At 69.2% G+C, this 25,364-nt stretch carries 21 protein-coding genes and 2 pseudogenes; 21 read left to right on the forward strand and 2 right to left on the reverse strand.

The window, feature by feature from the left end:
- Positions 1-3: 3 nt before the first annotated feature.
- The 5 genes from JHY01_RS02925 to JHY01_RS02945 all read left to right on the forward strand — a co-directional run bounded on the left by JHY01_RS02925 (position 4) and on the right by JHY01_RS02945 (position 4,025).
- Positions 4-462: a MarR family winged helix-turn-helix transcriptional regulator gene (locus tag JHY01_RS02925; RefSeq protein WP_205324111.1), complete on the forward strand. Its 459-nt coding sequence runs from the start codon at positions 4-6 to the stop codon at positions 460-462.
- Positions 463-613: 151 nt separating this feature from the next.
- Positions 614-994, forward strand: a complete 381-nt coding sequence (locus tag JHY01_RS02930; RefSeq protein WP_205324112.1) for a hypothetical protein — start codon at positions 614-616, stop codon at positions 992-994.
- On the forward strand, positions 991-2,778 hold the full coding sequence (locus JHY01_RS02935) for an alpha/beta hydrolase (RefSeq protein WP_205324113.1): 1,788 nt from the start codon (positions 991-993) through the stop codon (positions 2,776-2,778). Before JHY01_RS02930 ends, JHY01_RS02935 begins: the two co-directional genes overlap by 4 nt.
- Before the next feature lie 3 nt (positions 2,779-2,781).
- Positions 2,782-3,447 (forward strand): hypothetical protein, encoded by a 666-nt coding sequence (locus JHY01_RS02940; protein ID WP_205324114.1) that lies wholly within the window; start codon positions 2,782-2,784, stop codon positions 3,445-3,447.
- Positions 3,444-4,025 carry a hypothetical protein gene (locus JHY01_RS02945; protein ID WP_205324115.1) on the forward strand — a complete coding sequence of 194 codons (582 nt, stop codon included), beginning with the start codon at positions 3,444-3,446 and terminating at the stop codon, positions 4,023-4,025. The genes JHY01_RS02940 and JHY01_RS02945 overlap by 4 nt, the downstream gene beginning before the upstream one ends.
- 1,375 nt (positions 4,026-5,400) lie before the next feature.
- Here JHY01_RS02945 and wrbA read toward each other — a convergent pair.
- On the reverse strand, positions 5,401-6,018 hold the full coding sequence (gene wrbA, locus JHY01_RS02950; protein WP_205324116.1) for an NAD(P)H:quinone oxidoreductase: 618 nt from the start codon (positions 6,016-6,018) through the stop codon (positions 5,401-5,403).
- A gap of 441 nt (positions 6,019-6,459) precedes the next feature.
- On the opposite strand from wrbA, the pseudogene JHY01_RS02955 reads away from it, so the two are divergent.
- The 16 genes and pseudogenes from JHY01_RS02955 to JHY01_RS03030 form a co-directional block, all read left to right on the forward strand.
- Positions 6,460-7,731, forward strand: a pseudogene (locus tag JHY01_RS02955) (geranylgeranyl reductase family protein); the annotation flags it as partial.
- An 85-nt stretch (positions 7,732-7,816) separates the two neighbouring features.
- Entirely contained in the window at positions 7,817-8,176 is a 360-nt protein-coding gene (locus tag JHY01_RS02960; protein WP_205324118.1) for an NADH-quinone oxidoreductase subunit A, read from the forward strand.
- A 9-nt stretch (positions 8,177-8,185) separates the two neighbouring features.
- Positions 8,186-8,821 carry an NADH-quinone oxidoreductase subunit B family protein gene (locus JHY01_RS02965; protein ID WP_205324119.1) on the forward strand — a complete coding sequence of 212 codons (636 nt, stop codon included), beginning with the start codon at positions 8,186-8,188 and terminating at the stop codon, positions 8,819-8,821.
- Positions 8,818-9,513: an NADH-quinone oxidoreductase subunit C gene (locus JHY01_RS02970; RefSeq protein WP_205324120.1), complete on the forward strand. Its 696-nt coding sequence runs from the start codon at positions 8,818-8,820 to the stop codon at positions 9,511-9,513. Before JHY01_RS02965 ends, JHY01_RS02970 begins: the two co-directional genes overlap by 4 nt.
- Entirely contained in the window at positions 9,510-10,844 is a 1,335-nt protein-coding gene (locus JHY01_RS02975) for an NADH-quinone oxidoreductase subunit D (protein WP_205324121.1), read from the forward strand. The genes JHY01_RS02970 and JHY01_RS02975 overlap by 4 nt, the downstream gene beginning before the upstream one ends.
- Positions 10,841-11,518, forward strand: a pseudogene (nuoE, locus tag JHY01_RS02980) (NADH-quinone oxidoreductase subunit NuoE); the annotation flags it as partial. The gene JHY01_RS02975 and the pseudogene nuoE, both read left to right, overlap by 4 nt.
- A 98-nt stretch (positions 11,519-11,616) precedes the next feature.
- Entirely contained in the window at positions 11,617-12,867 is a 1,251-nt protein-coding gene (gene nuoF / locus JHY01_RS02985; protein WP_205324364.1) for an NADH-quinone oxidoreductase subunit NuoF, read from the forward strand.
- 1 nt (position 12,868) lies between these two features.
- On the forward strand, positions 12,869-15,346 hold the full coding sequence (locus tag JHY01_RS02990; RefSeq protein WP_205324123.1) for an NADH-quinone oxidoreductase subunit G: 2,478 nt from the start codon (positions 12,869-12,871) through the stop codon (positions 15,344-15,346).
- Positions 15,346-16,695 carry an NADH-quinone oxidoreductase subunit NuoH gene (gene nuoH, locus JHY01_RS02995; protein ID WP_205324124.1) on the forward strand — a complete coding sequence of 450 codons (1,350 nt, stop codon included), beginning with the start codon at positions 15,346-15,348 and terminating at the stop codon, positions 16,693-16,695. Before JHY01_RS02990 ends, nuoH begins: the two co-directional genes overlap by 1 nt.
- Positions 16,695-17,261: an NADH-quinone oxidoreductase subunit NuoI gene (nuoI, locus tag JHY01_RS03000; protein ID WP_205324125.1), complete on the forward strand. Its 567-nt coding sequence runs from the start codon at positions 16,695-16,697 to the stop codon at positions 17,259-17,261. The genes nuoH and nuoI overlap by 1 nt, the downstream gene beginning before the upstream one ends.
- Positions 17,258-18,034: an NADH-quinone oxidoreductase subunit J gene (locus JHY01_RS03005; protein ID WP_205324126.1), complete on the forward strand. Its 777-nt coding sequence runs from the start codon at positions 17,258-17,260 to the stop codon at positions 18,032-18,034. The genes nuoI and JHY01_RS03005 overlap by 4 nt, the downstream gene beginning before the upstream one ends.
- Complete coding sequence (nuoK, locus tag JHY01_RS03010) at positions 18,034-18,333, forward strand: NADH-quinone oxidoreductase subunit NuoK (protein WP_205324127.1); 300 nt, start codon at positions 18,034-18,036, stop codon at positions 18,331-18,333. Before JHY01_RS03005 ends, nuoK begins: the two co-directional genes overlap by 1 nt.
- A gap of 10 nt (positions 18,334-18,343) precedes the next feature.
- Positions 18,344-20,245 carry an NADH-quinone oxidoreductase subunit L gene (gene nuoL, locus JHY01_RS03015; protein WP_205324128.1) on the forward strand — a complete coding sequence of 634 codons (1,902 nt, stop codon included), beginning with the start codon at positions 18,344-18,346 and terminating at the stop codon, positions 20,243-20,245.
- Positions 20,242-21,786: an NADH-quinone oxidoreductase subunit M gene (locus tag JHY01_RS03020; RefSeq protein WP_205324129.1), complete on the forward strand. Its 1,545-nt coding sequence runs from the start codon at positions 20,242-20,244 to the stop codon at positions 21,784-21,786. The genes nuoL and JHY01_RS03020 overlap by 4 nt, the downstream gene beginning before the upstream one ends.
- Positions 21,779-23,332 carry an NADH-quinone oxidoreductase subunit NuoN gene (nuoN, locus tag JHY01_RS03025; RefSeq protein ID WP_205324130.1) on the forward strand — a complete coding sequence of 518 codons (1,554 nt, stop codon included), beginning with the start codon at positions 21,779-21,781 and terminating at the stop codon, positions 23,330-23,332. The genes JHY01_RS03020 and nuoN overlap by 8 nt, the downstream gene beginning before the upstream one ends.
- Before the next feature lie 89 nt (positions 23,333-23,421).
- Entirely contained in the window at positions 23,422-24,693 is a 1,272-nt protein-coding gene (locus JHY01_RS03030) for a hypothetical protein (RefSeq protein WP_205324131.1), read from the forward strand.
- Between the two features lie 74 nt (positions 24,694-24,767).
- On the opposite strand, the gene JHY01_RS03035 is transcribed toward JHY01_RS03030, so the two are convergent.
- Positions 24,768-25,316 carry a hypothetical protein gene (locus JHY01_RS03035; protein WP_205324132.1) on the reverse strand — a complete coding sequence of 183 codons (549 nt, stop codon included), beginning with the start codon at positions 25,314-25,316 and terminating at the stop codon, positions 24,768-24,770.
- Between the last annotated feature and the right edge of the window lie 48 nt (positions 25,317-25,364).

The following is a 25,364-nucleotide window of genomic DNA, read 5'->3' on the forward strand; positions in this document are numbered from 1 at the left end:
TGCATGAGTGATGAAGCGCCTTGGCTCGACGAATCGGAGATGGCGACCTGGTTGGCGTTCATCGGTGTGGTCATGCGGCTTCCCGGGACCCTTGAAGTGCAGCTGCGCCGCGACGCCGACCTCAACCACTTCGAGTACAGCGTCCTCGTCTTCCTCGAGCACGCCGAGGGCGGCACACTGCGCATGAGCGACCTCGCCTTCCTCTGCAACGGCTCGCTCTCCCGCCTCTCCCACGTCGCCCGCCGGCTCGAGAACGACGGCCTCATCGAGCGCTTCGCCTGCCCCGACGACGGCCGCTCGACCCTCGCCCGCCTCACCGACGCCGGCCGCGAACGCCTCGTGAAGGCCGCCCCCGGCCACGTCCGGCTCGTCCGCGAACTCGTCTTCGACGAACTCGACCCCGACGAGATGCGCCAGATGGGCGAGTTCGCCAAGCGCATCCTCGCCCGCATCCAGGCCTGACGCGCCGCCCCGCCGGGAAACTCGGCGATTTCATACACCCTCTGTGTGGTTTCGAGCCGTTATAGTGAGCGAAAGATTCGTTCCTATTCCCCGAGGACTCGAACCATGCCCCCTGTGCCCCATGTAACTTCGACGTACTCGAAGGCCGCCCATGGCAGGCGCTGAGGTCTTCGTCATGGACCCCGACGAGGTCCGCAAATCCGTCGAGATCCTCTTCGCGATCGAATCGGAAGTCGACGCGCAGGCCTCCGCCATCGCCACCTCGAACGCCGACACCGCCGGGCCCCTGAAGGAAGCCCACACCGCGCTCGGCCCCGCCCTCGAAGCCGCCGGCGAATGGTGGCAGGGCGAGCGCGCGTTCGGCTTCGGCAGCCTCCTGGGCGACACCGGCGAGTACCTCGCCGTCTGCGCCGAAGAAGCCGTCGAGGTCGACGACTACAACGCGGGCGCCTTCGCGTCGGTCGCCGGCGACCTCTACCCCGAACGCGGCAACGCCGACCTCGACGCGCGGCCGGACCGGCAGGGCCCATGAGCGACCTCACCTGGGAACGCCTGCGCGACCTCGACTGCGGTGCGATCCGCGCCCTCGGCGACACCTGGAAGTCCTATGTGGAGCAGCAGCTCGCCCACACCGACCGCCTCCGCGCCGAGGTGATCGACGGCCACCTCAGCGCCGAGCACTTCGAGTCCGACACCGCCACCCGAGTGCGCGAGCAGATCGGCATGACCGCCGACCGCTACGAGGACGACCTCTCCGACTACGCCAGCACCCGCATCGCCACCACCCTCTTCGAAGTCGCCGACGCGTTCGAGAAGGAGCAGAACGAGCTCAAGGAACTCGTCCCGCTCATCGACCAGCACCAGTTCGACATCGAAGGCCCGCACCACGAATACGACGTCAACCTCTCCGGCGACCTCCACCGGGCGATCCTCACCCTGAACCCGCCGCAGTGGCTGTGCGACATGTGCGGCGTGCAGAAACCCGACGGCTTCTGGGACGTCGACACCATCAAGGTCCTCTTCAACGGCGTCGACCTCTACGGCACCGCCATCGGGCTCGCCGGCCAGTACCAGGACTGGCTCCGCGCCGTCATGTCCCGCGCCCACGACGCCGACGACGAAGCGGCCGCGGCCCTCGCCGAAATGCGCGAGAACCCCACCGAACTCCCGCCGCAACTCGGCGCCACCTATGACGACCTCGTCGACGACTACAAGCAAGGCGTCAGCGAAGAAGTCGCCGACGAGGCGAAGTCGATCGCCGAAGGCACCTCCGGCATGTCACCCGAACAGGTCAACCAGTGGTGGGAAGGCCTCAGCGAAACCGAACGCCAGGCCCTCATCGAGGAGCACCCGGAATGGGTCGGCCCGGTCGACGGCATCCCCACCGAGTCCCGCGACACCGCCAACCGCACCCTCCTCGACAACCAGATCGACGGCCTCGGCGTCCAGATCGCCGCCAAAGAGCAGGCGCTCCAAGGCATGGACCCCGACTCCGACGAGTACGAGCGGGCGAAGGAGGAACTCGACGACCTCAAACAGGACGAGAAGGACCTCGCCAAGCTCCAGGGCCGCATCACCGACGACGACGGCACCCCCGCCCTCGCCGAAGGTCCCGAACCGAAGCAGCCGTACTACCTGCTCGGCTTCGGCACCCAGGACAGCGGCCGCGCGATCGTCTCGGTCGGCGACCCCGACACCGCCGACAACGTGAACACCTTCGTCCCCGGCACCACCGCGGACCTCGGCAGCGCCACCGGCATCCTCAACCGGGTCGAGACCATGCAGAGCGACGCCCAGCTCGCCGCCCCCGGAGCGTCGAACGCCACGGTCATGTGGCTCGGCTACGACGCCCCCGACACGATCGTGCCCGAGGCCATGCAGGAACGCTGGGCCGACGGAGCGAGCGACGACCTCGAGCGGTTCACCCGGGGCCTCGACGCCACCGGGCAGCCGGACACCAACCACACGCTCACCGGCCACTCATACGGCACCACCGTGATCGGGCACGCCGCCACCCAGGACGGCGTCAACGCGGACAACCTCGTCTTCGTCGCCTCCCCGGGCGTCGGCACGGACACCGCCAGCGCCCTCGGCGTCGACGAGGACAACGTGTGGTCCACCACGAACTCCCTCGACCCGATCCAGCTCTCACCGGACGTCCTCCACGGCGCCAACCCGGCCGACGACGACTTCGGCGGGAACACCTACCACAGCGACACCGGCGCGTGGAACGCCAACAACCACAGCACGTACTGGGACGACACCAACATGGCCGGACGCGAGACCCTCGCGGACATCGCCACCGGACAGCGATGACGAATGCCGCGCCGACCCCCTCCCGGCCCGCTGTGGCGCAAGGCCCTCGCGTCCCTCGCCTCCCTGCCGCCGGTCCGTTCGATCGTGGAGCACCTCATGGACAACCCGCCTGAACCCCGGTACACGCAGGCCGAGGCCTACGCGCCCATGGAAGCCGCCGCCGCGGAAGCCGTCGCCGCCCTCCCCGACTTCCCCGGCTTCAAGGAGCGGATCTGGTCGGAGCTGCCCGCGACGAGCGGCGGCATCGACGTCCCGGGCTTCACGATCGTCGAGATCACCTATGTCTTCTCGCTGCCCGACTCCGGCACGCCGCTCGTCCGCGAAACCTATGTCGACGTGCTCCGCGAGCATTGGACCTCCCTGGGCTACACCGTCACCCGCGACGCCGTGAAGGAGAAGGCCGGTCGCACCGACCGCAGCCTCGTCGCGATCAGGCCGGACGGGATCGCCCTCTGGTACTGGGCTGCGGGCCACACGGTGCTGCGGGTGCAGTCCGGCCCGGTGACGGTCAGCGAACCCGAAGCGATCGAGTACGTCCCGCCCTCGGGCGGCGTGATGCCGGGCGGCCGGTACGACAAGGTGGCAAGGTACTTCCCCGGCGGGATCCCGGCCGACCGCGACGCGGTGGATCCCTTCGACTCGCCCGACTCCTACGAGGACGACCTGTGAGCCGCGTGAGACTCGCCGGGCCGATCGCGGCGGCGCTCGCGCTCGGGCTGGCTTCGGCTTGCACCGGCCCGCAAGTGAACGAGGAGTTCAACGACACCGAGGCGCTGGCCGCGATGGAGGCGTTCCTGGCGGAGTCGATCGCGCAGTTGGAGGGTTTCCCCGGGTTCCAATCGCGGGTCGTCGAACTGAAGGACTGCCTCCACGGCGTGGACCGCAACGAGGTGCTGGAAGGCCAAGACACCGTTCACCTCTCGTACGTCTTCCCCGAAGCGAGCTGGGAGGATCCGCTGGTGCGGGAGACCTATCCGGAGGTGCTGGCGGATTTCTGGGAGACCGAGGGCCACGAGGTCGATATCGACCGCGACGACACGGGCGCCGTCTCGCATGTGAGCGCCGTCCGCGAGGACGGCATCGGCCTCTATTACATGGTCTGGGGCCAGGTCGTCATGGAAGCCTCGCTCGGCGGCGGCCCGGAGTGCGTCGAAGTGGACGACGAGTTCTCAGTCCCCGCCCCGCTCGGCGGCGTCCAACCGGATCACGACAGCGTCCCGGAAGGCGGACACGACGATGGCCGATGACCTGCGGTTCGGTCTTCGGGGCCGGGCGGCGATTCGACCCGGGTTCGAACTGGCAGCGACGGAAACGCGAGGTAGCACCTAAGGCTCCGTCTCCGGGGCCGGGCGGCGATTCGACCCGGGTTCGGACTGGCAGCGAAGGAGCGGCGGGCGGTGGCCTGGGGGTGGGCCGCCGAAGCGGGGCCGGTGGTCGCTGCTGGCAGAGCCGATGAGGCCGGGCCGGTGGTCGCTGCTGGCCGGGCCGGGTGGGTCCGGCCTGATGCCGCAGCGGCGGGGCGGTTGGCGGCACGGGAGCCGTCAGCCGCCGAGTTCGGCTCGGTTGCGCTCTTGTCCATGTCCGTGTGCATGGTCGTGGTCCTCATGCGCCTGTGTCGCCTCCTTCCCGCTGTTCTACTTGCTTCCCTCGCTGGCCCTGCTGGCCCTGTTGGTCTTGCTTGGGCTTCCGGTTCCGGCCCTTCGGCTTTCGCCTGGCCGCGCGCCTTCCCTGCCGGGGCGGGTGCTGGTGCTTGCCGTCCCTGAGGGAGTGGTGCGGCCTCCCGGCGGATGCCGGTGGCGTGCCCGGTGGTCTTCCGGGTGGTTGCCGGTGGCGGGTTCGCCTCCCGAGGATCGCTTGCCGTTCCTCGGGGTCCGTCCTGCAGTCGCGTGGGCTTGCGGGCGCGGCGCTGCCGGGGCGGAGGTGGTGCTCGCCATGGACGTGCTGGTGCTGCCCGGGCCGAGTCCTGTAATGCTCGGTCTGGCTTCGCCCCTCACGCTGGCGGGTCGTGCTCGGATCGCGTATGCCGTCGTGTACGGCATCGCCTGCTGGTTGGGGTGATCCCAACTAGGATCGTCCACCCAGTCACGGCCCGTCGGGGGCGCGGACAGCTGCGGGCGATGGCACGGGGGTGAGATCGGACGCCTCCAGTGGAGGAGCACCCTGGCTTGCGGGGTCGTCGCCTCGAAACAAGTCGGTTTGTCGGATCGGCCAGAGGCTTGTCGTAGTCTGCTTACACCTACCCCGACACCTGTACAAGTTTCCTGTCCCTGTACGTACCTCAAGTATCCCCCATGCAGCCCCCGACTGTCATCACCCACAAGTGGAGAACATCCTCACGTTCCCCCACCAAACCGACTGGGCCGCAACCGAACCGCGCCTTCGCACCCCGCTCTCGGGCGTGTCACCCGCCCACCCCGCCCACCCCGTCCACCCCGTCCACCCCGTCCACCACCCAACCTCACACCCGCCACCTGACCCCGCTCCACCACTCACCTCTTCGTCGCTGACTGCTTGAACCCCGACCAAAGACCAACCCCGATTGACGACGACGAACGCCCGCCCGGTCTCCTTATGCCATAGGAGGACCGAGCGGGCGCGCGAGGTATGCGGCGAGGTGCGGTGTTAGGAGGCGAGCGCGGCGCGGCCGGCCTTGAGAGCGGCCGCGGTCGCGACGACGCGCTCGGCCTGGGCGGCCGCAGCGGCGAGGGTGGTGTCGTCGATGTCGGCGCCGTTCCAGTGGGAGACACCGTAAGGCGAGGCGTTGGCGAACAGCGTCTCGTTGGCGTAGCCGGGGGCCACGACGATGCCGCCGAAGTGGTGGAACGAGTTGTACAGCGCGAGCAGCGTGGACTCGTTGCCGCCGTGCTTGCCCGAGGCGGCGGCGAAGCCGGAGTAGACCTTGCCGGCCAGCTTGCCCTGGAACCAGAGGCCCCCGAGGGTGTCGATGAACTGCTTCAGCTGCGAGGCCACGTTGCCGAAGCGGGTGGGGGAGCCGAGGAAGACCGCGTCGGCCCATTCGACGTCGTCCGGGGTGACCTCGGGGATGTCGGCGATGTTCTTGACGTTCTCGGCCCAGGCCGGGTTCGAGTCGATCGCGGCCTGCGGGGCCAGTTCGGCCACGCGGCGCAGGCGCACTTCGGCGCCGGTCTTCTCAGCGGCAGCGGCGATGGCGCGGGCCAGGCCGGTGACGTTGCCGGTGGCGGAGTAGAAGGCCACGGTGACCTTGACAGGCTCGGACATGTTCCTACCTCTTCCAAGAGAGCGAGCTTAAGTAGTTCAGATTTGAATTACCCATCGACCATACGGGCCCCTCGGAGAAGTTTCAAATTTGAACGATGTGTCGCTGGCCACGTTGCCCCGCTGATCGATCTGCCTTGCGGCGATTGCGCCCTCGGCGCGTGTTACGAGAGTGTTTCGGGGTGTCCTGTGGTGCAAGGGTATTCGACTGTCGGCTTTATCACTTGCCGAGTGCGCGTCACCTGAGGCGCTCCCATCGCTCGTGCAACTCTGGTTCAAGCACGCCTGTATGCATCGTGACCTCGAATAATGACAACTTAGGCGGACCTAAGTGACAGGGCGCAGTTATCGGAGTTCTAGACTTGCGGCAAACGCTTGTGAAGAGCTTCACAAGCCGGATGGTCGTTAAAAGGATCACCGCCCCGTTCGCCTGAGAGGACGCCCGTGACCACTCACGCAACCCCGGAGGCCGACGTCATCGTCGTCGGCGCGGGACCTGGTGGTTCGGCCGCGGCCTACCACCTGGCCTCCCGGGGGCTCGACGTACTGCTGCTGGAGAAGACCCGCTTCCCCCGCGAGAAGGTCTGCGGCGACGGCCTCACGCCCCGAGCCGTCGCGCAGCTGCTCAAGATGGGCGTCGACACCTCCGAATCCGCCGGATGGATCCGCAACCGCGGCCTCCGCGTCGTCGCCGACGACATCGCCATCGAACTGGACTGGCCCACGCTCCAGGACTTCCCGAACTACGGCCTCGCCCGCACCCGCCTCGACTTCGACCAGATCCTCGCCGACCGCGCCGTCGCCGCCGGAGCCGAGCTCCGGTGCGGCGTCAAGGTCACCGCGCCGGTCTTCGACCTCGCCGGGCGCGTCTGCGGGGTCACCGCGGTGCAGGACGGCGAGCAGGTCGCCTATCGCGCGCCGCTCGTGATCGCCGCCGACGGCGTCTCCGGCCGCCTCGCACTCGCCTTGGGCCTCAAGCGGAACGAGAAGCGCCCCATGGGCGTCGCGGTACGCCAGTACTACAAGTCCGAGGCCAAGCACGACGACGACTACCTCGAGTCCTGGCTGGCGCTGCGCACGGCCGCCGAGCCCGACGTGCTGCAACCCGGCTACGGCTGGATCTTCGGCCTCGGCGACGGCCGCGTCAACGTCGGACTCGGGGTGCTGAACTCCTCCGAGGGCTATGGCAAGACCGATTACCGTGCGCTGCTTCGCGATTGGCTCGCCAACACTCCCGAGGAGTGGGGCCTCGCCGATGAGGCGAACGCCGACGGCCCGGTCCGCGGCGCGGCGCTTCCCATGGGCTTCAACCGGACCCCGCACTACAGCCGCGGCCTCATGCTCGTCGGCGACTCCGGCGGCATGGTCAACCCCTTCAACGGCGAGGGCATCGCCTACGCCGTCGAAGCCGGTGAAGTCGCCGCATCCGTCGTCGCCGAAGCGTTCAAGGCCCGCTCCGTGCCGCGCCGCGAAGCCGTCCTGCGTACCTACGCCGACAAGATGGACGAGCTCTGGGGCTCCTACTACCGCATGGGCGGCATCTTCTCGCATCTCATCGGCAAGCCCGCCGTCATGAAGCTGTGCACCGAGCACGGCCTGAAACGTCCCGCGCTCATGCGCGTCGTGCTGAAACTGCTGGCGAACCTCACCGACCGGCCCGGGCGCGACACCGCCGACCGGATCGTCAACGGGATGCGGATCGTCACGCCCGGCCTGGGCAGTTCGCAAGTCCGGCTCGCAAGCCTCGCCGCCCGAGCCGACGTTCGGCTCGCAAGCTTCGCCGAAAGAAGGGTCTGAGAACGTGGAAGTCTATGTGCCCGTTGTCATCATGTTCGCGATCGGCGCAGGGTTCGGCATCGTCTCGGTGGTCGCCTCACGCATTACGGGCCCCCATCGCAGGAACCGCGCCAAGTACGACCCTTACGAATGCGGCATCGAGCCGGCCCCCACGTCCTCGGGGCCCACGAAGTTCCCGGTGAAGTTCTACCTCACCGCGATGCTGTTCATCGTCTTCGACATCGAGATCATCTTCCTCGTGCCGTGGGCGGTCCACCACGACGTCCTCGGGATCTTCGGATTCTGGGCCGTCCTCATGTTCATCGCCGCGCTGTTCGTCGCGTACGCCTATGAATGGCGTCGCGGCGGACTGGACTGGGACTGAGGTTCCGAAATGGGTGTAGAAGAAAAACTCCCGCAGGGCATCATCCTCACCTCTGTTGAGGCACTGGTGAACTGGACCCGCAAGGCCTCGATGTGGCCTGCCACGTTCGGGCTCGCCTGCTGCGCCATCGAGATGATGGCCACCGGTGCCGCCCGCTACGACACGGGCCGCTTCGGCATGGAGGTCTTCCGCGCCTCCCCGCGCCAGGCGGACCTGATGATCGTGGCCGGACGCGTGAGCCAGAAGATGGCCCCCGTCCTGCGCCAGATATACGACCAGATGCCCGAACCGAAGTGGGTCCTCTCGATGGGCGTGTGCGCCACCTCCGGCGGCATGTTCAACAACTACGCGATCGTGCAGGGCGTCGACCACGTCGTGCCCGTCGACATGTACCTCCCCGGCTGCCCCCCGCGCCCGGAGATGCTGCTCGACGCGATCCTCAAGCTCCACGAGAAGGTCCAGCACGAACCGCTGGGCGACAAGCGCCGCCAGGCCCTCGCCGACCTCCCCGAGCCCGTTGTCAAACCCGGCGCGATGCCCTCCTCCTACCGTTTCGACAAGCAGCGCAAGAAGGAGTGGGCCGAGGCCGTGGAAGCCGGGACCGAAGAGCAGCTGCGCATCCGGAAGGCGGTGGCGAAGCGATGAGCACCGATCCGACCGGGACCGGCGCCTCCGGCCCCGACGACGTGCAGCCCGTCGGCATGCAGCGCAAGGGATTGTTCGGCGTCACCGACTCCGGCGACACCTCCGGTTTCGGCGGCCTCGTGCAGGCCGCGCCGACCGCGGGGGAGATCGTCTCCACCCCCGAACCGCTCGGCGGCTACTTCGACGAGGTCGTGGCGGCCCTGCGCGAGGCCCACGGCGACGAGATCACCCGCGCGGTGGTCGTCGACCGCGGCGAGCTCACCATCCACATCGCTCCCGACCGCGTCGCCGACGTCTGCAAGACGATGCGCGACGACGAGAGCCTGCGCTTCGAGCTCTGCAACTCGGTGTCCGGTGTGGACTACCCGGACCAGCGCAACCGGCTCCACGTGACCTACCACCTGACCTCGATGACCTACCGGCGCCGCGTGCGGCTCGAAACGGCCGTGGGCCTCGAGCACCCGACCGTCCAGTCGGTGACCGAGGTGTACCCGACCGCCGACTGGCAGGAGCGGGAGACGTACGACATGTTCGGCGTCGTCTTCGAGGGCCACCCGCACCTCACCCGCATCCTCATGCCCGACGACTGGGAGGGCTTCCCGCAGCGGAAGGACTACCCGCTCGGAGGCATCGCCGTCGAATACAAGGGCGCGCACATCCCGCCGCCCGACGAGAGGAGGGCGTACAAGTGACCGCCACTGAGAATGCCGCCGACGCCTATGCCGCCGAACGCGACACGACCGAAGGCCGCGTCTACACCGTCACCGGCGGAGACTGGGACGAACTCGTCGCCTCGGTCGACCCGGTCAGCGAAGAGCGCCTCATCGTCAACCTCGGCCCGCAGCACCCGTCCACGCACGGCGTGCTCCGCCTGGTCTGCGAGCTCGAAGGCGAGACCGTCCGCTCGGTGCGCCCCATCGTCGGCTACCTCCACACCGGCATCGAGAAGAACCTCGAGTACCGCAACTGGACACAGGGGACGACCTTCGTCACCCGCGCCGACTACCTCGCGCCGATCTTCAACGAGACCGCGTACTGCCTCGCCGTCGAGAAGCTGCTCGGCATCACCGTGCCCAGGCGCGCCGACGTGATCCGCGTGATCATGATGGAGCTCAACCGCATCAGCTCCCACCTGGTCGCCCTCGCGACCACGGGCATGGAGCTGGGCGCGCTCTCGATGATGATCTACGGCTTCCGCGACCGCGAGAAGATCCTCGACATCTTCGAGGCCGTCTGCGGCCTGCGCATGAACATGGCGTACGTGCGCCCCGGCGGCGTCGCCCAGGACCTCCCGCGCGAGGGCATCAAGATGATCCGCGAGTTCGTCGACTACATGCCCCAGGGCCTCGACGACTACGAGGGCCTCCTCACCGGCAACGCCATCTGGCAGGAGCGCACCCAGGGCGTCGCCTACCTCGACGTCTCCGGCTGCCTCGCCCTCGGCGTCACCGGGCCCGTGCTCCGCTCCGCCGGCCTCGCCTGGGACCTGCGCAAGACCATGCCGTACTGCGGCTACGAGGAGTACGACTTCGAGGTCCCGACCCACAACGGCGCCGACGCCTGGGCCCGCTACGTGGTGCGACTCGATGAGATCCGCGAGAGCCTCAAGATCATCAGCCAGGGCCTCGACAAGCTCGAGCCCGGCCCGGTCATGGTCGAGGACAAGAAGATCGCCTGGCCCGCCCAGCTCGCCCTCGGCGCGGACGGCATGGGCAACAGCCTCAACCACATCCGGCACATCATGAGCCAGTCGATGGAGGCGCTGATCCACCACTTCAAGCTCGTCACCGAGGGCTTCCGGGTCCCGGCCGGGCAGGTGTACACCGCCATTGAGGCCCCACGCGGCGAACTCGGCATCCACGCCGTCTCCGACGGCGGCACGAGGCCGTTCCGCGTCCACATGCGAGAGCCCTCCTTCATCAACCTGCAGTCGATCCCCGCGCTCGCCGAAGGCGGCCTGCTCGCGGACGTCATCGCGGGCGGGGCCTCGCTCGACCCGGTCATGGGAGGTTGCGACAGGTGAACTACCCGGAGAAGATCCGCGAGCAGGCCGAGGCCATCCTCGTCCGCTACCCCGAGGGCCGCGAGCGCTCGGCGCTCCTGCCGCTGCTCCACCTGGTGCAGTCGCACGACGGCTACGTCTCGGACGACGGCATCGCCTTCTGCGCCGAGGTCCTGAACCTCACCAAGGCGCAGGTGCAGGCGGTCTCGACCTTCTACACGATGTACAAGCGCGAACCGGCCGGCGACTGGCTGGTCTCGGTGTGCACCAACACCCTCTGCCAGGCCAAGGGCGGACAGAAGGTCTTCGACGCGCTCAGCGACGAACTCGACGTCGGCCACGACGAGACCACTGTGGACGGCAAGATCACGCTGGAGCACGCCGAGTGCCTCGCCGCGTGCGACTACGCGCCCGTCGTCACCGTCAACTACGAGTTCTTCGACGACATGGACGAGGCGAAGTCCCTCGATCTCGTGCGCGAGCTCAAGGAGGGGCGCCGCCCGATCCCCGACCGAGGCGCTCCACTGTGCACACTGCGTGAGATCTCGGTGCAACTGGCCGGGTTCGACGAGGAGCGCACCGCCGGGCTCGAAGGCAACGCCCAGGGCGACCCCACGCTCGCCGGGGCCCGCCTCGCGGCCGAAGCGGGCATCACCGCCCCGACCTTCGACCCCACCGCGCCCCTGCTGGCCAAAGAACCCGAGGAAGCGAAGTGAGCGTTACCGTGCCCGGTCCCAGGCGGCCCCGCGAGGACGCCCTCAACAAGCTCAAGCCCGTCGTCACCAAGCGCTGGATGTCCCCGGGCGCGTGGAAGCTCGAGGTCTACGAGCAGCTCGACGGCTACAAGGCGCTTCGCAAGGCCCTCAAGTACGCCGAAGGCGACCTGATCGCCTTCATGAAGGAGTCCGGCCACCGGGGGCGCGGCGGCGCCGGGTTCCCCGTCGGCATGAAGTGGCAGTTCGTGCCCGACGACGGCCAGGATCACTACCTGGTCGTCAACGCCGACGAAGGCGAGCCGGGCACCTGCAAGGACCTGCCGCTCATGATGAACGACCCGCACTCGCTCATCGAGGGCATCGTCATCGCCTCCTACGCCATCAAGGCCAGCCGGGCGTTCGTCTACGTCCGGGGCGAGGCCGTCCACGCCGCCCGCCGCCTCCGCAACGCCGTGCGCGAAGCGAAGGAGGCCGGGTACCTCGGCAAGGACATCCTCGGCTCCGGCTTCGACCTCGAAGTCGTGATCCACTCCGGCGCAGGCGCTTACATCTGCGGCGAGGAGACCGCCCTCCTCGACTCCCTCGAGGGCAAGCGGGGCCAGCCCCGGCTGCGCCCGCCCTTCCCCGCGACGCACGGCCTCTACGACAAGCCCACCTGCATCAACAATGTCGGCTCCATCGCCGCCGTCCCGCACATCGTGCTCGGCGGCGCCCAGTGGTGGAAGGACCTGGGCTCCGAGAACGCCGCGGGCACGATGATCTACTCGCTGTCCGGCCGCGTCAAGCGCCCCGGCCAGTACGAGTGCTCGATGGGCACCACGCTCCGCGAGCTCATCGAACTCGCCGGAGGCATGGAGGAGGGCCACGAGCTGAAGTTCTTCACGCCCGGCGGCTCCTCCACCCCGATGCTCTCGGCCGACTCGATCGACGTGCCGCTCGACTTCGACAACGTCGCGAAGGCCGGCTCGATCCTCGGCACCACCGCGGTCATGATCTTCTCCGACCAGGACTGCCCGGTGATCTCCTGCTGGCGCTGGATCAAGTTCTACGCCCACGAATCCTGCGGCAAGTGCACGCCGTGCCGCGAGGGCAACTACTGGATGGTGCGCGTCTACGAGCGCATCCTCACCGGCCAGGGCTCCCTCGGCGACCTGAAACTCCTCGAGAGCGCGTGCAAGAACCTCCTCGGCCGCTCCTTCTGCGGCCTCGGCGACGGCGCGACCTCGTGCGTCACGTCCTCGCTGAAGTACTTCCGCCAGGACTACCTCGACTACATCGAGGGGCACAAGCCCGCACCCTTCGACGCTGCAAAGATCGGAGCGCACTGACATGACCGATCAAGTCACGTTCACCATCGACGGCGTCGAAGTCACGGTCCCCAAGGGCACCTTGATCATCCGGGCCGCCGAGCAGCTCGGCATCGAGATCCCCCGGTTCTGCGACCACCCGCTGCTCAAGCCCGCCGGGGCCTGCCGCCAGTGCCTCGTGGACGTCCCCGACATGGGCAACGGCCGCGGGATGCCCAAGCCCGCCGCCTCCTGCACGACCACCGCCATGGAGGGCATGGTCGTCAAGACCCAGCACACCAGCGAGGTCGCCAAGGAGGCCCAGGAGGGGATCATGGAGTTCCTCCTGATCAACCACCCCCTGGACTGCCCCGTCTGCGACAAGGGCGGCGAATGCCCGCTCCAGAACCAGGCCATGAGCACCGGCCGCACCGAGACCCGCATGGAAGCGGCCGACAAGCGCACGTACAAGAAGGCGCTGCCGATCTCCTCCCAGGTGCTGCTCGACCGCGAGCGCTGCGTGCTCTGCGCGCGCTGCACCCGCTTCTCCGACGAGATCGCCGGCGACCCGTTCATCGAGCTGATGGAGCGCTCCGCGCTCGAGCAGGTCGGCGTCTACGAGGACGAGCCGTTCGAGTCCTACTTCTCGGGCAACACCGTCCAGATCTGCCCGGTCGGCGCGCTCACCGGCACGCAGTACCGCTTCCGCTCAAGGCCTTTCGACCTCGTGTCGAGCCCGAGCGTGTGCGAGCACTGCTCGGCCGGGTGCGCGCAGCGCTCGGACCACCGCCGCGGCAAGGTCCTGCGCCGCCTCGCGGGCGAGGACCCGGCGGTGAACGAGGAGTGGAACTGCGACAAGGGCCGCTGGGGCTCCTCCTACATCGAGGCCGCCGACCGCATCACGAAGCCGCTGGTCCGCGACGAGGACGGGTCGCTGCGCGAGGCGTCCTGGCCCGAGGCCCTGCGCCGCGCGGCGGCCGGGCTCAAGGAGGCGGCCGGCCGGGTCGGCGTCCTGCCGGGCGGGCGGCTCACCGTCGAGGACTCCTACGCGTACGCGAAGTTCGCGCGGGTCGCCCTCGGCACCAACGACATCGACTTCCGCTCCCGTCCGCACTCCACTGAGGAGTCCGAGTTCCTGGCGCACGCCGTCGCCGGGGTCTACCCGTCGAGCGGCGCGGTCACCTACGAGGACCTGGAGAAGGCCCCCGTGGTCGTCACGGTGGGCCTCGAGGTCGAAGAGGAATGCCCGATCGTGTTCCTGCGCCTGCGCAAGGCGGTCCGCCAGCACGGGCAGCGCGTGCACGTGGTCGCGCCGTTCGCGACCCGCGGCACCGCCAAGCTCAACGGGAACCTCATCGAGGCCCTGCCCGGCGAAGAGGCCCAACTCCTCGACGGCTGGAGCCGCGGCGGTTTCGTGCGCGACGCTCTGGGCGAGGACGGCGCGGTCATCCTCCTCGGCGAGCGTCTCGCCACTGTGGAGGGCGCGTTCTCGGCGGCGGTCCGCCTGGCCAAGTCCACGGGCGCGCGCCTCGCCTGGATTCCCCGGCGCGCGGGCGACCGCGGCGCGGTCGAGTCCGGTTGCCTCCCCGGGCTGCTGCCCGGCGGCGGCCTGGCCTCGTATGCGGCCGACCGCGAGCAGCTCGCCGAGTACTGGGGCGTCGCAGCGCTCCCCGACGGCGACGGCCGCGGCGCCTGGGACATCCTGCAAGCGGCGGCGGACGGCGAGATCGACGCGCTCCTGGTGGGCGGCGTCGACCCGTACGACTTCGCGGACGCGCCCGCCGTCGAGGCGGCGCTGTACGCGGCCCGCTTCGTGGTCTCGCTGGAGCTCCGGCACTCGGCGGTCACCCGCGTGGCCGACGTGATCCTGCCGGTCGCGCCGGTGACCGGCAAGCCCGGCGCGTACTTCGACTGGGAAGGGCGCCTGCGGACCTTCGACACGGTGATCCCCACCGATCTCATGTCGGACCACGCGGTGCTCGACACGCTCGCGGCCGCGCTGGGCGTCGAGCTCGGGACGGCCGAGACCCACACGGTGCGTGCGGAACTCGCCGGACTCCCGGACCCGCTCACGCGCCAGCCCGCGCCGGACTGGACCGCCGACAAGCCCGCGCACGCCCCGGCGCGGGTCGACAGCTCGCAAGCGTCGCCGAAGGGGGACGGCAAAGCGGTCCTCGCGACCTGGCGCCAGCTGCTCGACGGCGGCTCCCTCCAGGAGAACAACCCGCATCTCGCCGGATGCGCGCCCGACCCGGTGGTGCGCTTGAGCGCCGCCACCGCGAAACTGATCGGCGCGAGCGAGGGCAACGGCGTCACCGTGGCGACCGCGATCGGCGGGATCACCTTGCCGCTCAAGGTCACCGACATGCCCGAGGGCGTGGTCTGGCTGCCGCAGAACGCGCCTGGTCGCGGGATCTTCCGCCACCTCGGCGCCGGTTCGGGCGATGTGGTCACGATCCGCGCCTACCCGAACGTCCCTCGCCCTGCAGCAGCAGGAGAAGCCGTGGAGGCGGTCAAGTGATGAACGATCCGATCTGGCTCATGCTCGTCAAGGGCGTGCTCGTCTTCGTGGTGCTCGTGCTGCTGGTGCTCTTCACCATCTGGTTCGAGCGGCGCGTGGTGGCGATCATGCAGGTGCGGCCGGGGCCGAACCGCAACGGGCCCTTCGGTCTGCTGCAGTCGCTCGCGGACGGCCTGAAGCTCGCGTTCAAAGAGGACGTGATGCCGCGGACGGCCGACAGGGTCGTGTTCATCGCGGCCCCGGTCATCGCGGTGGCCTGCGCGTTCACGGCGTTCGCGGTGATCCCCTTCGGGCCCGAGGTGAACGTCTTCGGGATCGAGACGGAGCTGCAGCTCACCGACTTCGAAGTGAGCGTGCTGCTGATCCTGGCGTGCTCGGCGGTCGGCGTCTACGGCATCGTGCTCGCGGGCTGGTCCTCCGGCTCCACCTATTCGCTGCTGGGCGCGCTTCGCGCCGCGGCACAGGTGATCTCGTACGAGATCGCGCTGGGCCTCGCGGTCCTGACGGTGTTCTTCCAGTCGCAGCTGATGTCCACCGGCGCGATCGTCGAGGCGCAGGCGCAGGGCCTGCCGCTGAACTTCGGCGGCGCGGAGATCACGCTGCCGGGCTGGTACCTCATCATCCTCGCGCCGAGCTTCGTGATCTTCGTGATCTCGATGGTCGGCGAGACGAACCGCGCCCCCTTCGACCTTCCGGAAGCGGAGTCGGAGCTGGTGGCGGGCTTCGCGACCGAGTACTCGAGCCTGAAGTACGCGTCGTTCTTCCTGGCCGAGTACGTCAACATGGTCACGATGTCGGCCCTGTGCGTGACGCTCTTCCTGGGCGGTTGGGCCGCGCCGTTCCCGAGCTCGTGGTGGCCGGGCGCGAACGAGGGCTTCATGCCGCTCGTCTGGTTCTTCGGCAAGGTCCTGGCGTTCCTGTTCTTCTACGTGTGGCTGCGCGGCACGCTGCCGCGCCTGCGCTACGACCAGTTCATGCGCCTGGGCTGGAAGGTCCTCGTCCCGGTCTCGCTCGTGTGGCTCATGGTCCTGGCGGCCATGAACATCGGCCTCGACACCGAGAACGAGCTGCCGACCCGGATCGCCTTCGCGGGCGGTGCGGCGATCGTGGTCATGGCCCTGATCTTCTTCTGGCCCAACCGCAAGCAGTACGAAGAGCCGGCCGAGCCGGACACCGGCCTGGGCGGCTTCCCCGTCCCGCCGATGGACCTCGCGGTCCCCCCGAACCCGAGGGCCCTCAAGGAACTCGAACCCGCCAACACCAGTGCTCCACAGATGCTTGACTCGCAAGCTTCGCCAAGGGGTCCCATCAACGGCTCGCGCCCCACCGACAAGGGAGAGGAGGAGTAATGTCCGGTTTCGCAAAAGGCTTCGGCGTCACCTTCTCGCACATGTTCAAACCGAAGGTCACCGTGGACTACCCGGAGGAGCCCTCGAAGCTCCAACCGCGGTTCCACGGCCGGCACGTGCTCAACCGCCACCCGGACGGGCTCGAGAAGTGCATCGGCTGCGAGCTGTGCGCCTGGGCCTGCCCGGCCGACGCGATCTACGTCGAAGGCGCGGAGAACACCGAGGCCGAGCGGTTCTCGCCCGGCGAGCGGTACGCCAAGACCTACCAGATCAACTACGCGCGCTGCATCTTCTGCGGCCTGTGCATCGAGGCCTGCCCGACCCGCTCGCTCACCATGAGCAACGAGTACGAGCTGGCCCGCGACGACCGCCGCGACCTCATCTTCACCAAGGAGGAGCTGCTCGCCCCGCTCATCGAGGGCATGGAGCAGCCGCCGCACCCGATGCGCCTGGGCGACAGCGAGAAGGCGTACTACGCCTCGGGCCCGACCAATCCGGGTGCGAGCGAGGGCGCGGAGTTCTCGCTCACGGAGATGCTCTCGCAGAAGAACGGAGGCGTGCAGTGATCGACCTCGCGCAGACCGTCGCCCAGAACGCCTCTGCGGGCGAATCGGTCTTCTTCTGGATCCTCGCGCCGATCGCGCTCGGCGGAGCCATGGGCCTCGTCCTGGCCCGCTCGGCGATCCACGCGGCGCTGATGCTCGCGATCACCATGATGTGCCTGGCGGTCTTCTACATCATGCAGGCCGCCCCGTTCCTCGGGTTCGTGCAGATCATGGTCTACACGGGCGCGATCATGATGCTCTTCCTGTTCGTGCTCATGCTGTTCGGGCGCGACTCGAAGGACTCGATGTTCGAGACGCTGCGCGGGCAGCGCCTCCTCGCCGTGTGCCTCGGCATCGGCCTGGCGGCGCTCCTGGCCTCAGGGCTCGCCCGCGCGGTCTCCGGCATGACGATCGCCGCCGACCCGCGCTGGGCCACTGGCGCCCAGTCGAACGTCGAGGCGATCGCCGAGGCGCTCTTCACGACCTATCTGTTCCCGTTCGAGGTCGTCTCGGGCGTGCTCACCGTGGCCGCGGTCGGCGCCCTCATGTTCGCGCACGTCGCCAAGAAGGGCGGCCACCGCGGGCAGAAGGAGCACAGCCGCGAGCGGTTCGCCTCCGGCGTCTACCCGGGCCCCAAGCCCGGACCCGGCGTGTTCGCGACCTCGGACTCGACCGCGACGCCCGCGCTGCGGCCGGACGGTTCGATCGAGCCGGCGTCGCTCTCGGCCTACGTGCCGCCGCGCCAGCTCACGGCCGCCGAGTCGGCCCCGAAGCACACCGAAGGGCGGGAGTGATGAGCCCCGAGTACTACCTGATCCTGGCCGCCGCGCTGTTCACGATCGGCGCGGTCGGCGTCCTGGTGCGGCGCAACTCGATCGTCGTGTTCATGTGCGTGGAGCTGATGCTCAACGCCGGGAACCTGACCCTGGTCACCTTCTCCCGCACCAACGGCAGCATCGACGGGCAGGTGATGGCGTTCTTCGTGATGGCCGTGGCCGCCGCCGAGGTCGTGGTGGGCCTGGCGATCATCATGGCGATCTACCGGTCCCGGCGCTCCGCCTCCGTCGACGACGCCAACCTGCTGAAGGCCTAGAGGGGAAACAGTGGACGAAATCTCGTACGCACCGGCCGAAGGGCTCCTCTCGCTGGCTTGGCTGCTCATCGCCCTGCCCGCGTTCGGCGCCGCGGTCCTGCTGCTCGCGGGCCGCAGAGCCGACAAATGGGGCCACTGGCTCGGCGTCGCCACCATCGGCGGCGCCTTCGCCCTGGCCCTCGCGATGTTCGCCTCGCTGGCGGGCCTTGACGACAAGAGCGCGAACCTCGACCTGTTCACGATCCTCTCGGTAGGGGACCTGGACATCGAGGCGAACCTGCTCTTCGACCCGCTGAGCGCGGTGTTCTGCCTGCTCATCACCGGGGTCGGCTTCCTCATCCACGTCTACGCGGTCGGCTACATGTCGCACGACCCCGGGCGCCGGAAGTTCTTCGCCTACTTCAACCTGTTCGCCGCCGCGATGCTCGTCCTCGTGCTCGGCGGCAACTACTTCATGACCTTCATCGGCTGGGAGGGCGTGGGCCTCGCCTCCTACCTCCTCATCGCGTTCTGGCAGCTGAAGCCCGCCGCCGCGACCGCCGGCAAGAAGGCCTTCCTCACCAACCGCGTGGCCGACGTCGGGTTCCTCCTGGCGATGTTCACCATGATCGGCACACTGGGCACTGTGGACTTCGCGGGCGTCTTCAACGGCGCCGCCTCGCTGTCCACCGGCACGAGCCTCGCCATCGGGCTGCTGCTCCTCGCGGCCGCCTGCGGCAAGTCCGGCCAGTTCCCGTTCCAGACCTGGCTCCCGGACGCGATGGAGGGCCCGACCCCGGTCTCGGCCCTCATCCACGCGGCCACCATGGTGACCGCGGGCGTGTACCTCATCGCCCGCTCGCACGTCATCTTCAGCCTCAACGCGGACGTGCAGACCGCCGTCGTCATCGTCGGCGCCCTCACCCTCCTCTTCGGAGCGATCGTGGGCTGCGCCAAGGACGACATCAAGCGCGTCCTCGCCTGGTCCACGGTCTCGCAGATCGGCTACATGTTCCTCGCGGTCGGCCTCGGCGGCGGGGCGTTCGCGCTCGGCATCATCCACCTGCTCGCGCACGGCTTCTTCAAGGCCGGGCTGTTCCTCGGCTCCGGCTCGGTCATGCACGCCATGAACGACCAGACCGACATCCGCCGCTTCGGCGGCCTCTGGCGGAAGATGCCGCTCACCTACGCGACGTTCGCGGCCGGATGGCTCGCCATCATCGGCCTGTTCCCGTTCTCGGGCTTCTGGACCAAGGACCCGATCATCGCCTCCGCCTTCGCCCGCGAAGGCTGGCAGGGCTGGGCCGTCGGCGGCGCGGCGCTCCTGGGCGCCGCGCTCACGGCGTTCTACATGACCCGCGTCTTCGTGCTCACCTTCCACGGTCCCAAGCGCTGGACCGATGACGTGCACCCGCACGAGTCCCCGGCGATCATGACCGTGCCGCTGGTGCTGCTCGGCCTGGGCTCGCTCGGCGCGGGCGGCCTCATGGCCTCCTCCGTGACCACCTGGCTCACGCCCGTCTTCGGCGAGGCCCATGAGGTCCACGGCCACCTGAGCCACACGCAGGTCACCGTCGCCACCACCATCGTGGTGGTCCTCGGCGCGGCCCTCGGCTGGCTCCTGTTCCGGGGCGGCACCGACGAGGTGCCGCGCGCCGCCGCCTGGCCGGTGCGCGCCGCGCGCGCCGACCTCGGCGGCGAGGCCGTCAACCGCGGCCTCTTCGAACGCCCGAGCCGCTTGGCCGCCAGCGCTTCGGTCGCCATGGACGGCCGGGTCGTCGACGGTGCCGTGAACGGCCTGGCCGCGGGCGTAGGCGGCACGTCGCGCCGCCTGCTGGTGATGCAGACCGGCTTCGTGCGCTCCTATGCCCTGTCCATTCTGTCCGGCGCCGTCATCGTGGTGGCCGCGCTCATGGTGGTGGTTATCCAGTGAACGAACTCCCGTTGCTGTCGGCGCTGGTCGCCGTGCCCCTGATCGGGGCCGTGGTCGTCGCGTCGATCCGCCGCGAGAACGCCGATGCGGCCCGCTGGACCGCGCTCGGCTTCTCCGGTCTGGTCGCGCTGATCGCGGCGTTCGTGGCGATCGGCTTCGACTACGCCGCAGGAGCCCCGTGGCTCCAGTTCACGGAGTCCTATGCGTGGGTCGAGGCCTGGGACCTGAACCTGTCGTGGGGGGTCGACGGCATCGCGCTGCTCATGGTCCTCCTCACGGTGGGGCTGACACCGATCGCGATGCTCGCGGCCTGGCGGGACCTGGACGCGGTGAAGCGCTCGGTCCCGGCGTTCTTCGCGCTCATCCTCGCGCTGGAAGCGGCGATGCTCGCGACGTTCCTCGCCTCGAACGTGCTGCTGTTCTACTTCTTCTTCGAAGCGATGCTCGTGCCGATGTACTTCCTCATCGGCTCCTACGGCACCGGCGCGAAGAAGCAGTACGCGGCGGTGAAGTTCTTCCTGTACTCGCTGCTGGGCGGGCTGTTCATGCTCGTGGCCGTGATCGCCCTGTGGGTGAACAACGGCGGCGTCTTCGACTGGCAGACCCTTGTGGACACAGAGGCGATGGCCGACGGGACGCTGCAGAACTGGCTGTTCCTCGGCTTCTTCATCGCGTTCGCGATCAAGGCCCCGTTCTTCCCGTTCCACACCTGGCTTCCGGACGCGGGCGGTGCGGCTCCGGCCGCGGTCGCCGCGCTCCTGGTCGGCGTGATGGACAAGATCGGGACGTTCGCGATCCTGCGCTACTGCCTTCCGCTGTTCCCGGATGCGACGCAGACGTTCGCGCCGTGGATCATCGGCATGAGCGTCATCGGCGTGGTCTACGCCGCGTTCGTCGCGATCGGACAGACCGACCTGAAGCGACTCGTGGCCTACACGTCGATCGCCCACTTCGGTTTCATCGGCCTCGGGATCTTCGCGTTCACGCAGGCCTCCGCGACGGGCGCCGTCCTCTACATGTTCAACCACGGCCTCGCGACGGGCCTGCTGTTCATCGTGGTCGGCTTCCTCGCGATCCGCCGCGGCTCGGCGCAGATCGCGGACTACGGCGGGGCCGCCAAGACCCTGCCGGTGCTCGCCGGGATCTTCCTGTTCGCCGGGCTCGCCTCGCTCTCGCTGCCGGGCACCGCGCCGTTCATCTCGGAGTTCCTGGTCCTGTTCGGCGCCTTCACCGGCAACGAGCCGGTCGCGGTCGTCGCGACCCTGGGCATCATCCTCGCCGCCGCGTACGTGATCTGGATGTACCAGCGCACCATGCAGGGCGACCGGAATCCCGCGCTCGACAAGATGCCCGCGATGAAGCGCGACCTCACGTTGCGCGAGAAGGCGCTCGTCGCGCCGCTGGTGATCGCGATCCTCGGTTTCGGGTTCTTCCCGCAGCCCTTGATCGACACGGTCGAGCCGGCGGTCGACAACACGCTCCTCTTCATCTCCGGCGAACCCGGAGACCTGCCCGCCGCCGAAGGAGTCACCAATGAATGAGGCCCAGCAAGCGGGGCTCCAGATCGACTGGGCCGGTTTGGCCCCCATGATCATCGTGTTTGTCGCGGCCTTCGCCGGGCTTCTCGTGGAGGCCACGGTTCTCAAGGCCCGCAGGCTGGTCGTGCAGGTCTCACTCGCGGTGCTCGCCCTCGCCGCCGCGTTCGCCGCGGTGGTCATGAACGCGGGCAAGAACAGCGCCGCCTTCGAGATCGAAGGGGTCGGGATCGGCTCGGTCGTCCTCGACGGCCCCGGCCTGTTCCTGCAGGGCACGCTGGCGGTGCTCGCGATCATCGCGGTCCTGCTCCTGGCCGAGCGCCGCACCACGCGCGGCGGCGACTTCGTCGCCGAGGCCGCCGTGGTCGCCGACTCGGCCGCGGACAGGGCCCAGCGGCGCGAGCCCGGTGCGACGGAGATCTTCCCGCTGACGCTCTTCGCGGTCGGCGGCATGATGATGTTCGTGACCGCGGGCGACCTGCTCACCATGTTCGTCGCCCTCGAGATGCTGAGCCTCCCGCTGTACCTGCTGTGCGGCCTCGCCAAGCGCCGCCGCCTCATCAGCCAGGAGGCCGCGCTCAAGTACTTCCTGTTGGGCGCGTTCGCTTCCGCGTTCTACGTGTACGGCATGGCCATGCTCTACGGCTTCGCCGGCACCGTGGACCTCGCGGGCATCAACCAGGCGGGCACCGATTCGGGCCAGCCGCGCATGTTCCTGTACATCGGCGTCGCGATGATCGCGGTGGCGATGCTCTTCAAGGCCGCGGCGGTCCCGTTCCACATGTGGACGCCCGACGTCTACACGGGCGCGCCGACCCCGGTCACCGCCCTGATGGCGGCCTGCGTCAAGGTCGCGGCCTTCGGCGGTCTCCTGCGGGTCTTCAACGTGGGCCTCGCGTCCTCGGCCTGGGACTGGCACCTGATCCTCACGGTGATCGCCGTGGCGACGATGCTGGGCGGCGCGATCTTCGCCGTGACGCAGCGCAACATCAAGCGGCTCCTGGCCTACAGCTCCATCGCCAACGCGGGCTACCTCCTCATCGGAGTCATCGCCCTCGGCGAAGCGGTCGGCCAGACCATGTTCTACCTGGCCGCCTACGGTTTCACCGTGATCGCCGCGTTCGCGGTCGTCTCGCTGGTCCGCGACGGCGACGAGGAGGCGACCCACCTGGCCCGCTGGGCCGGGCTCGGCAAGAAGTCGCCGGGCACCGCCGTGGTCGTCACGATCCTCATGCTGGCCCTGGCGGGCCTGCCGTTCACGAGCGGCTTCACCGCCAAGTTCAGCCTGTTCAGCGCCGCGCTCCAAGCCGACGAGCTCGGTCTCGTGATCGTCGGCGTGATCTCCTCGGCCATCCTGGCGTTCCCCTATCTGAAGGTGGTCGTCCTGCTCTGGCTCAACGAGCCCGCGCCCGACGCCCCCACCGTCAACCTGCCGAGCCCCATGGCGGGCACCGTCGTCGCCGCGGGCGTCGCCGCCACGCTCGTCCTCGGCGTAGCGCCCGGCTTCCTCCTCGACATCGTCGATCAGGCCAGCATCTTTCTGAACACCTAGACTGAGAACGGCATCGACGCCGCGGGGAGCGATCGCTCCCCGCGGCGTTCGCATTTCCCGCTTCCGCCCGAGCCGGACAGGACCCCGCCTTGATCGACGCCGCTCTCCTCCACAGCCTGGCCTGGGTACTGCCGTTCGTCGCTCTCCTGGTGTGGCGCAAACACATTCCCGGTCTCAACGGCATGGCCGCCTTCAACACCGTGCCGCCGTTCCGGGCCTGGACCGCCCGACCCCATCCCGACGCCGCCATCCCCGTCCAGACAGGACGCCGAGTCGGCGCCGCCGCAGACGACCCGACCCGCGCCACCGTCATCGTCCGCACGGCCTGGGGCGCCTACCCCGGCAAAGGCGAAGGGCCCGGCTGGAGACAGGCCCGCCCGCTCACCCCGGTGATCTACGCCGACGGCCGCCCCGCCGCCTCCGGCTGGGGCACCACCCGCCTCACCCTGGACCCCGGCCCGCACCTCGTCGCCGTCGCGGGCAGCCACTCCGGCTGCTACGAGCACCTCGACCTCCAACGCGGCGAGCGACGCGAACTCGACTACCGGTGCGTCATCGGCGGCAACGCGCACCAGTACGAAGAGGGCTACGCCGGCCACGACCTCGGGACCTACCTCACCGCCCGCTCCCGCAGCCTCCGCGGCGGCAACCGGGTCAAGCAGGTCCTCTTCGGGGCCGTCGGCCTGTCGATGCTGCTGTTCCTCGTCATCTTCATGCTCCCCGACGACTTCCCGATCGCCGACGACAAGCTGCTCCTCCTCCCCGCGCTCGTCGTCCCCGGCATCGCCGGAGTCGGTCTCGCCGTCGCCGCGACCGTCCGAGGCTTCCGCGCGACCCGCCCCGTCGTCGCCGACCCACCGCCTCCGGGTGCGGCCCACCAGCTCCGCATCCTCGACGGCGGCGCCCCCGAGCTCACCCCCGCCCCCGGCTGGGCCGCCCTCGGCCTGCGCCTGCGCTTCCGCGTCGACCCCCATGACGCCGCGACCCTGAGCGCCCTCGCGGGCGGCAGGCTCGGCCTGCTGCAGCGCTGGCGCACGATCCGCGTCGGGGAACCCGAGCTCCCCGCCTGCCGTCCTTGGATTCCCGCACCCGAGGTCCACATCGACGGACGACCGGTCGACACGGGCTGGACCCGCTCCTGGATGCAGCTCCCGCCCGGCGAACACGACGTCCGCATCCGCGTCCTCGCCCCTGAGACCCAGATCGGCCCGCGCACCGCGCTCGACCTCAGCCGCGCCGAATGGCGGCACCGCGTCGTCCTCACCGCCGGAGAGACCCGCGACGTCGACCTCGTCGCCGACATCACCGCGACCCCGAGCCCCGACCGGCGCGAACTCGCGGCCTACCGCGTCCGCCTCTGACCCGGGCGCGGGGGTCACGTTCGAGCCGAAAGCCGCGTGGAGCGATCGCTCCCCGCGGCAGCCGTGCACGGCTGCTAGCCGACCTTGGACGCTTCGTGCTCGGCGGTGCTGGTGAGCTCGCGGTCGATCTCCTCGAAGAGTGCTTCGGCGGCGAACCAGGCCTTGGACGCGCGGGTGCGCAGGAGCAGGAGCGTCGCCGTCGGGAACGACCCGCAGACGACGAGCATCGCGGCGGCGCTGATGAAGAAGGGCGCGTCATCGGGGAACGTCGCGAAGTACGCGCGCCCGAGGATCCAGAGGTACATCGCGCCCGGGATGATCGCGAGGGCCCACCAGGCGGCCTTGACCGCGTGGGCGCGGCGGCGGCCGAGGCGGGCGGCGATGAAGGGCATCGAGACCGTGACGGCGACGCTGAGGAGGATCGTGACCAGCCGTTCGAGGTCGATCGAGCCGATGACGTCGAGCATCGTGTCGTGACTGGAGGAGGAGCTGGTCGCGTCGAACAGGAACCGCACGCCGATCGAGTAGAGCAGCAGGATCGCGGCGAACTGGAGCCAGATGACGCCTTGCGCGGCGAGGACGGTCTTCGGCTTGGCAGAGGGCCCGTGGTGTCGGGGTCGCACTGCGCTCCCTTCTCGGCCGCGAACGCGGTCCGAAGGATCACCCGACGG

Origin of the sequence: Glycomyces sp. YM15 (genome assembly GCF_016918015.1) — a bacterium.
In the GTDB taxonomy this organism is placed as follows: domain Bacteria; phylum Actinomycetota; class Actinomycetes; order Mycobacteriales; family Micromonosporaceae; genus Glycomyces.

What these genes read in the sequence shown, in the direction of transcription:
- JHY01_RS02925 (WP_205324111.1), top strand. Translation starts at nt 4, where the DNA reads ATGAGTGATGAAGCGCCTTGGCTCGACGAATCGGAGATGGCGACCTGG.
- JHY01_RS02930 (WP_205324112.1), top strand. Translation starts at nt 614, where the DNA reads ATGGCAGGCGCTGAGGTCTTCGTCATGGACCCCGACGAGGTCCGCAAA.
- JHY01_RS02935 (WP_205324113.1), top strand. Translation starts at nt 991, where the DNA reads ATGAGCGACCTCACCTGGGAACGCCTGCGCGACCTCGACTGCGGTGCG.
- JHY01_RS02940 (WP_205324114.1), top strand. Translation starts at nt 2,782, where the DNA reads ATGCCGCGCCGACCCCCTCCCGGCCCGCTGTGGCGCAAGGCCCTCGCG.
- wrbA (WP_205324116.1), bottom strand. Translation starts at nt 6,018, where the DNA reads ATGTCCGAGCCTGTCAAGGTCACCGTGGCCTTCTACTCCGCCACCGGC.
- JHY01_RS02965 (WP_205324119.1), top strand. Translation starts at nt 8,186, where the DNA reads ATGGGTGTAGAAGAAAAACTCCCGCAGGGCATCATCCTCACCTCTGTT.
- JHY01_RS02970 (WP_205324120.1), top strand. Translation starts at nt 8,818, where the DNA reads ATGAGCACCGATCCGACCGGGACCGGCGCCTCCGGCCCCGACGACGTG.
- nuoF (WP_205324364.1), top strand. Translation starts at nt 11,617, where the DNA reads ATGTCCCCGGGCGCGTGGAAGCTCGAGGTCTACGAGCAGCTCGACGGC.
- JHY01_RS02990 (WP_205324123.1), top strand. Translation starts at nt 12,869, where the DNA reads ATGACCGATCAAGTCACGTTCACCATCGACGGCGTCGAAGTCACGGTC.
- nuoH (WP_205324124.1), top strand. Translation starts at nt 15,346, where the DNA reads ATGAACGATCCGATCTGGCTCATGCTCGTCAAGGGCGTGCTCGTCTTC.
- nuoI (WP_205324125.1), top strand. Translation starts at nt 16,695, where the DNA reads ATGTCCGGTTTCGCAAAAGGCTTCGGCGTCACCTTCTCGCACATGTTC.
- nuoK (WP_205324127.1), top strand. Translation starts at nt 18,034, where the DNA reads ATGAGCCCCGAGTACTACCTGATCCTGGCCGCCGCGCTGTTCACGATC.
- nuoN (WP_205324130.1), top strand. Translation starts at nt 21,779, where the DNA reads ATGAATGAGGCCCAGCAAGCGGGGCTCCAGATCGACTGGGCCGGTTTG.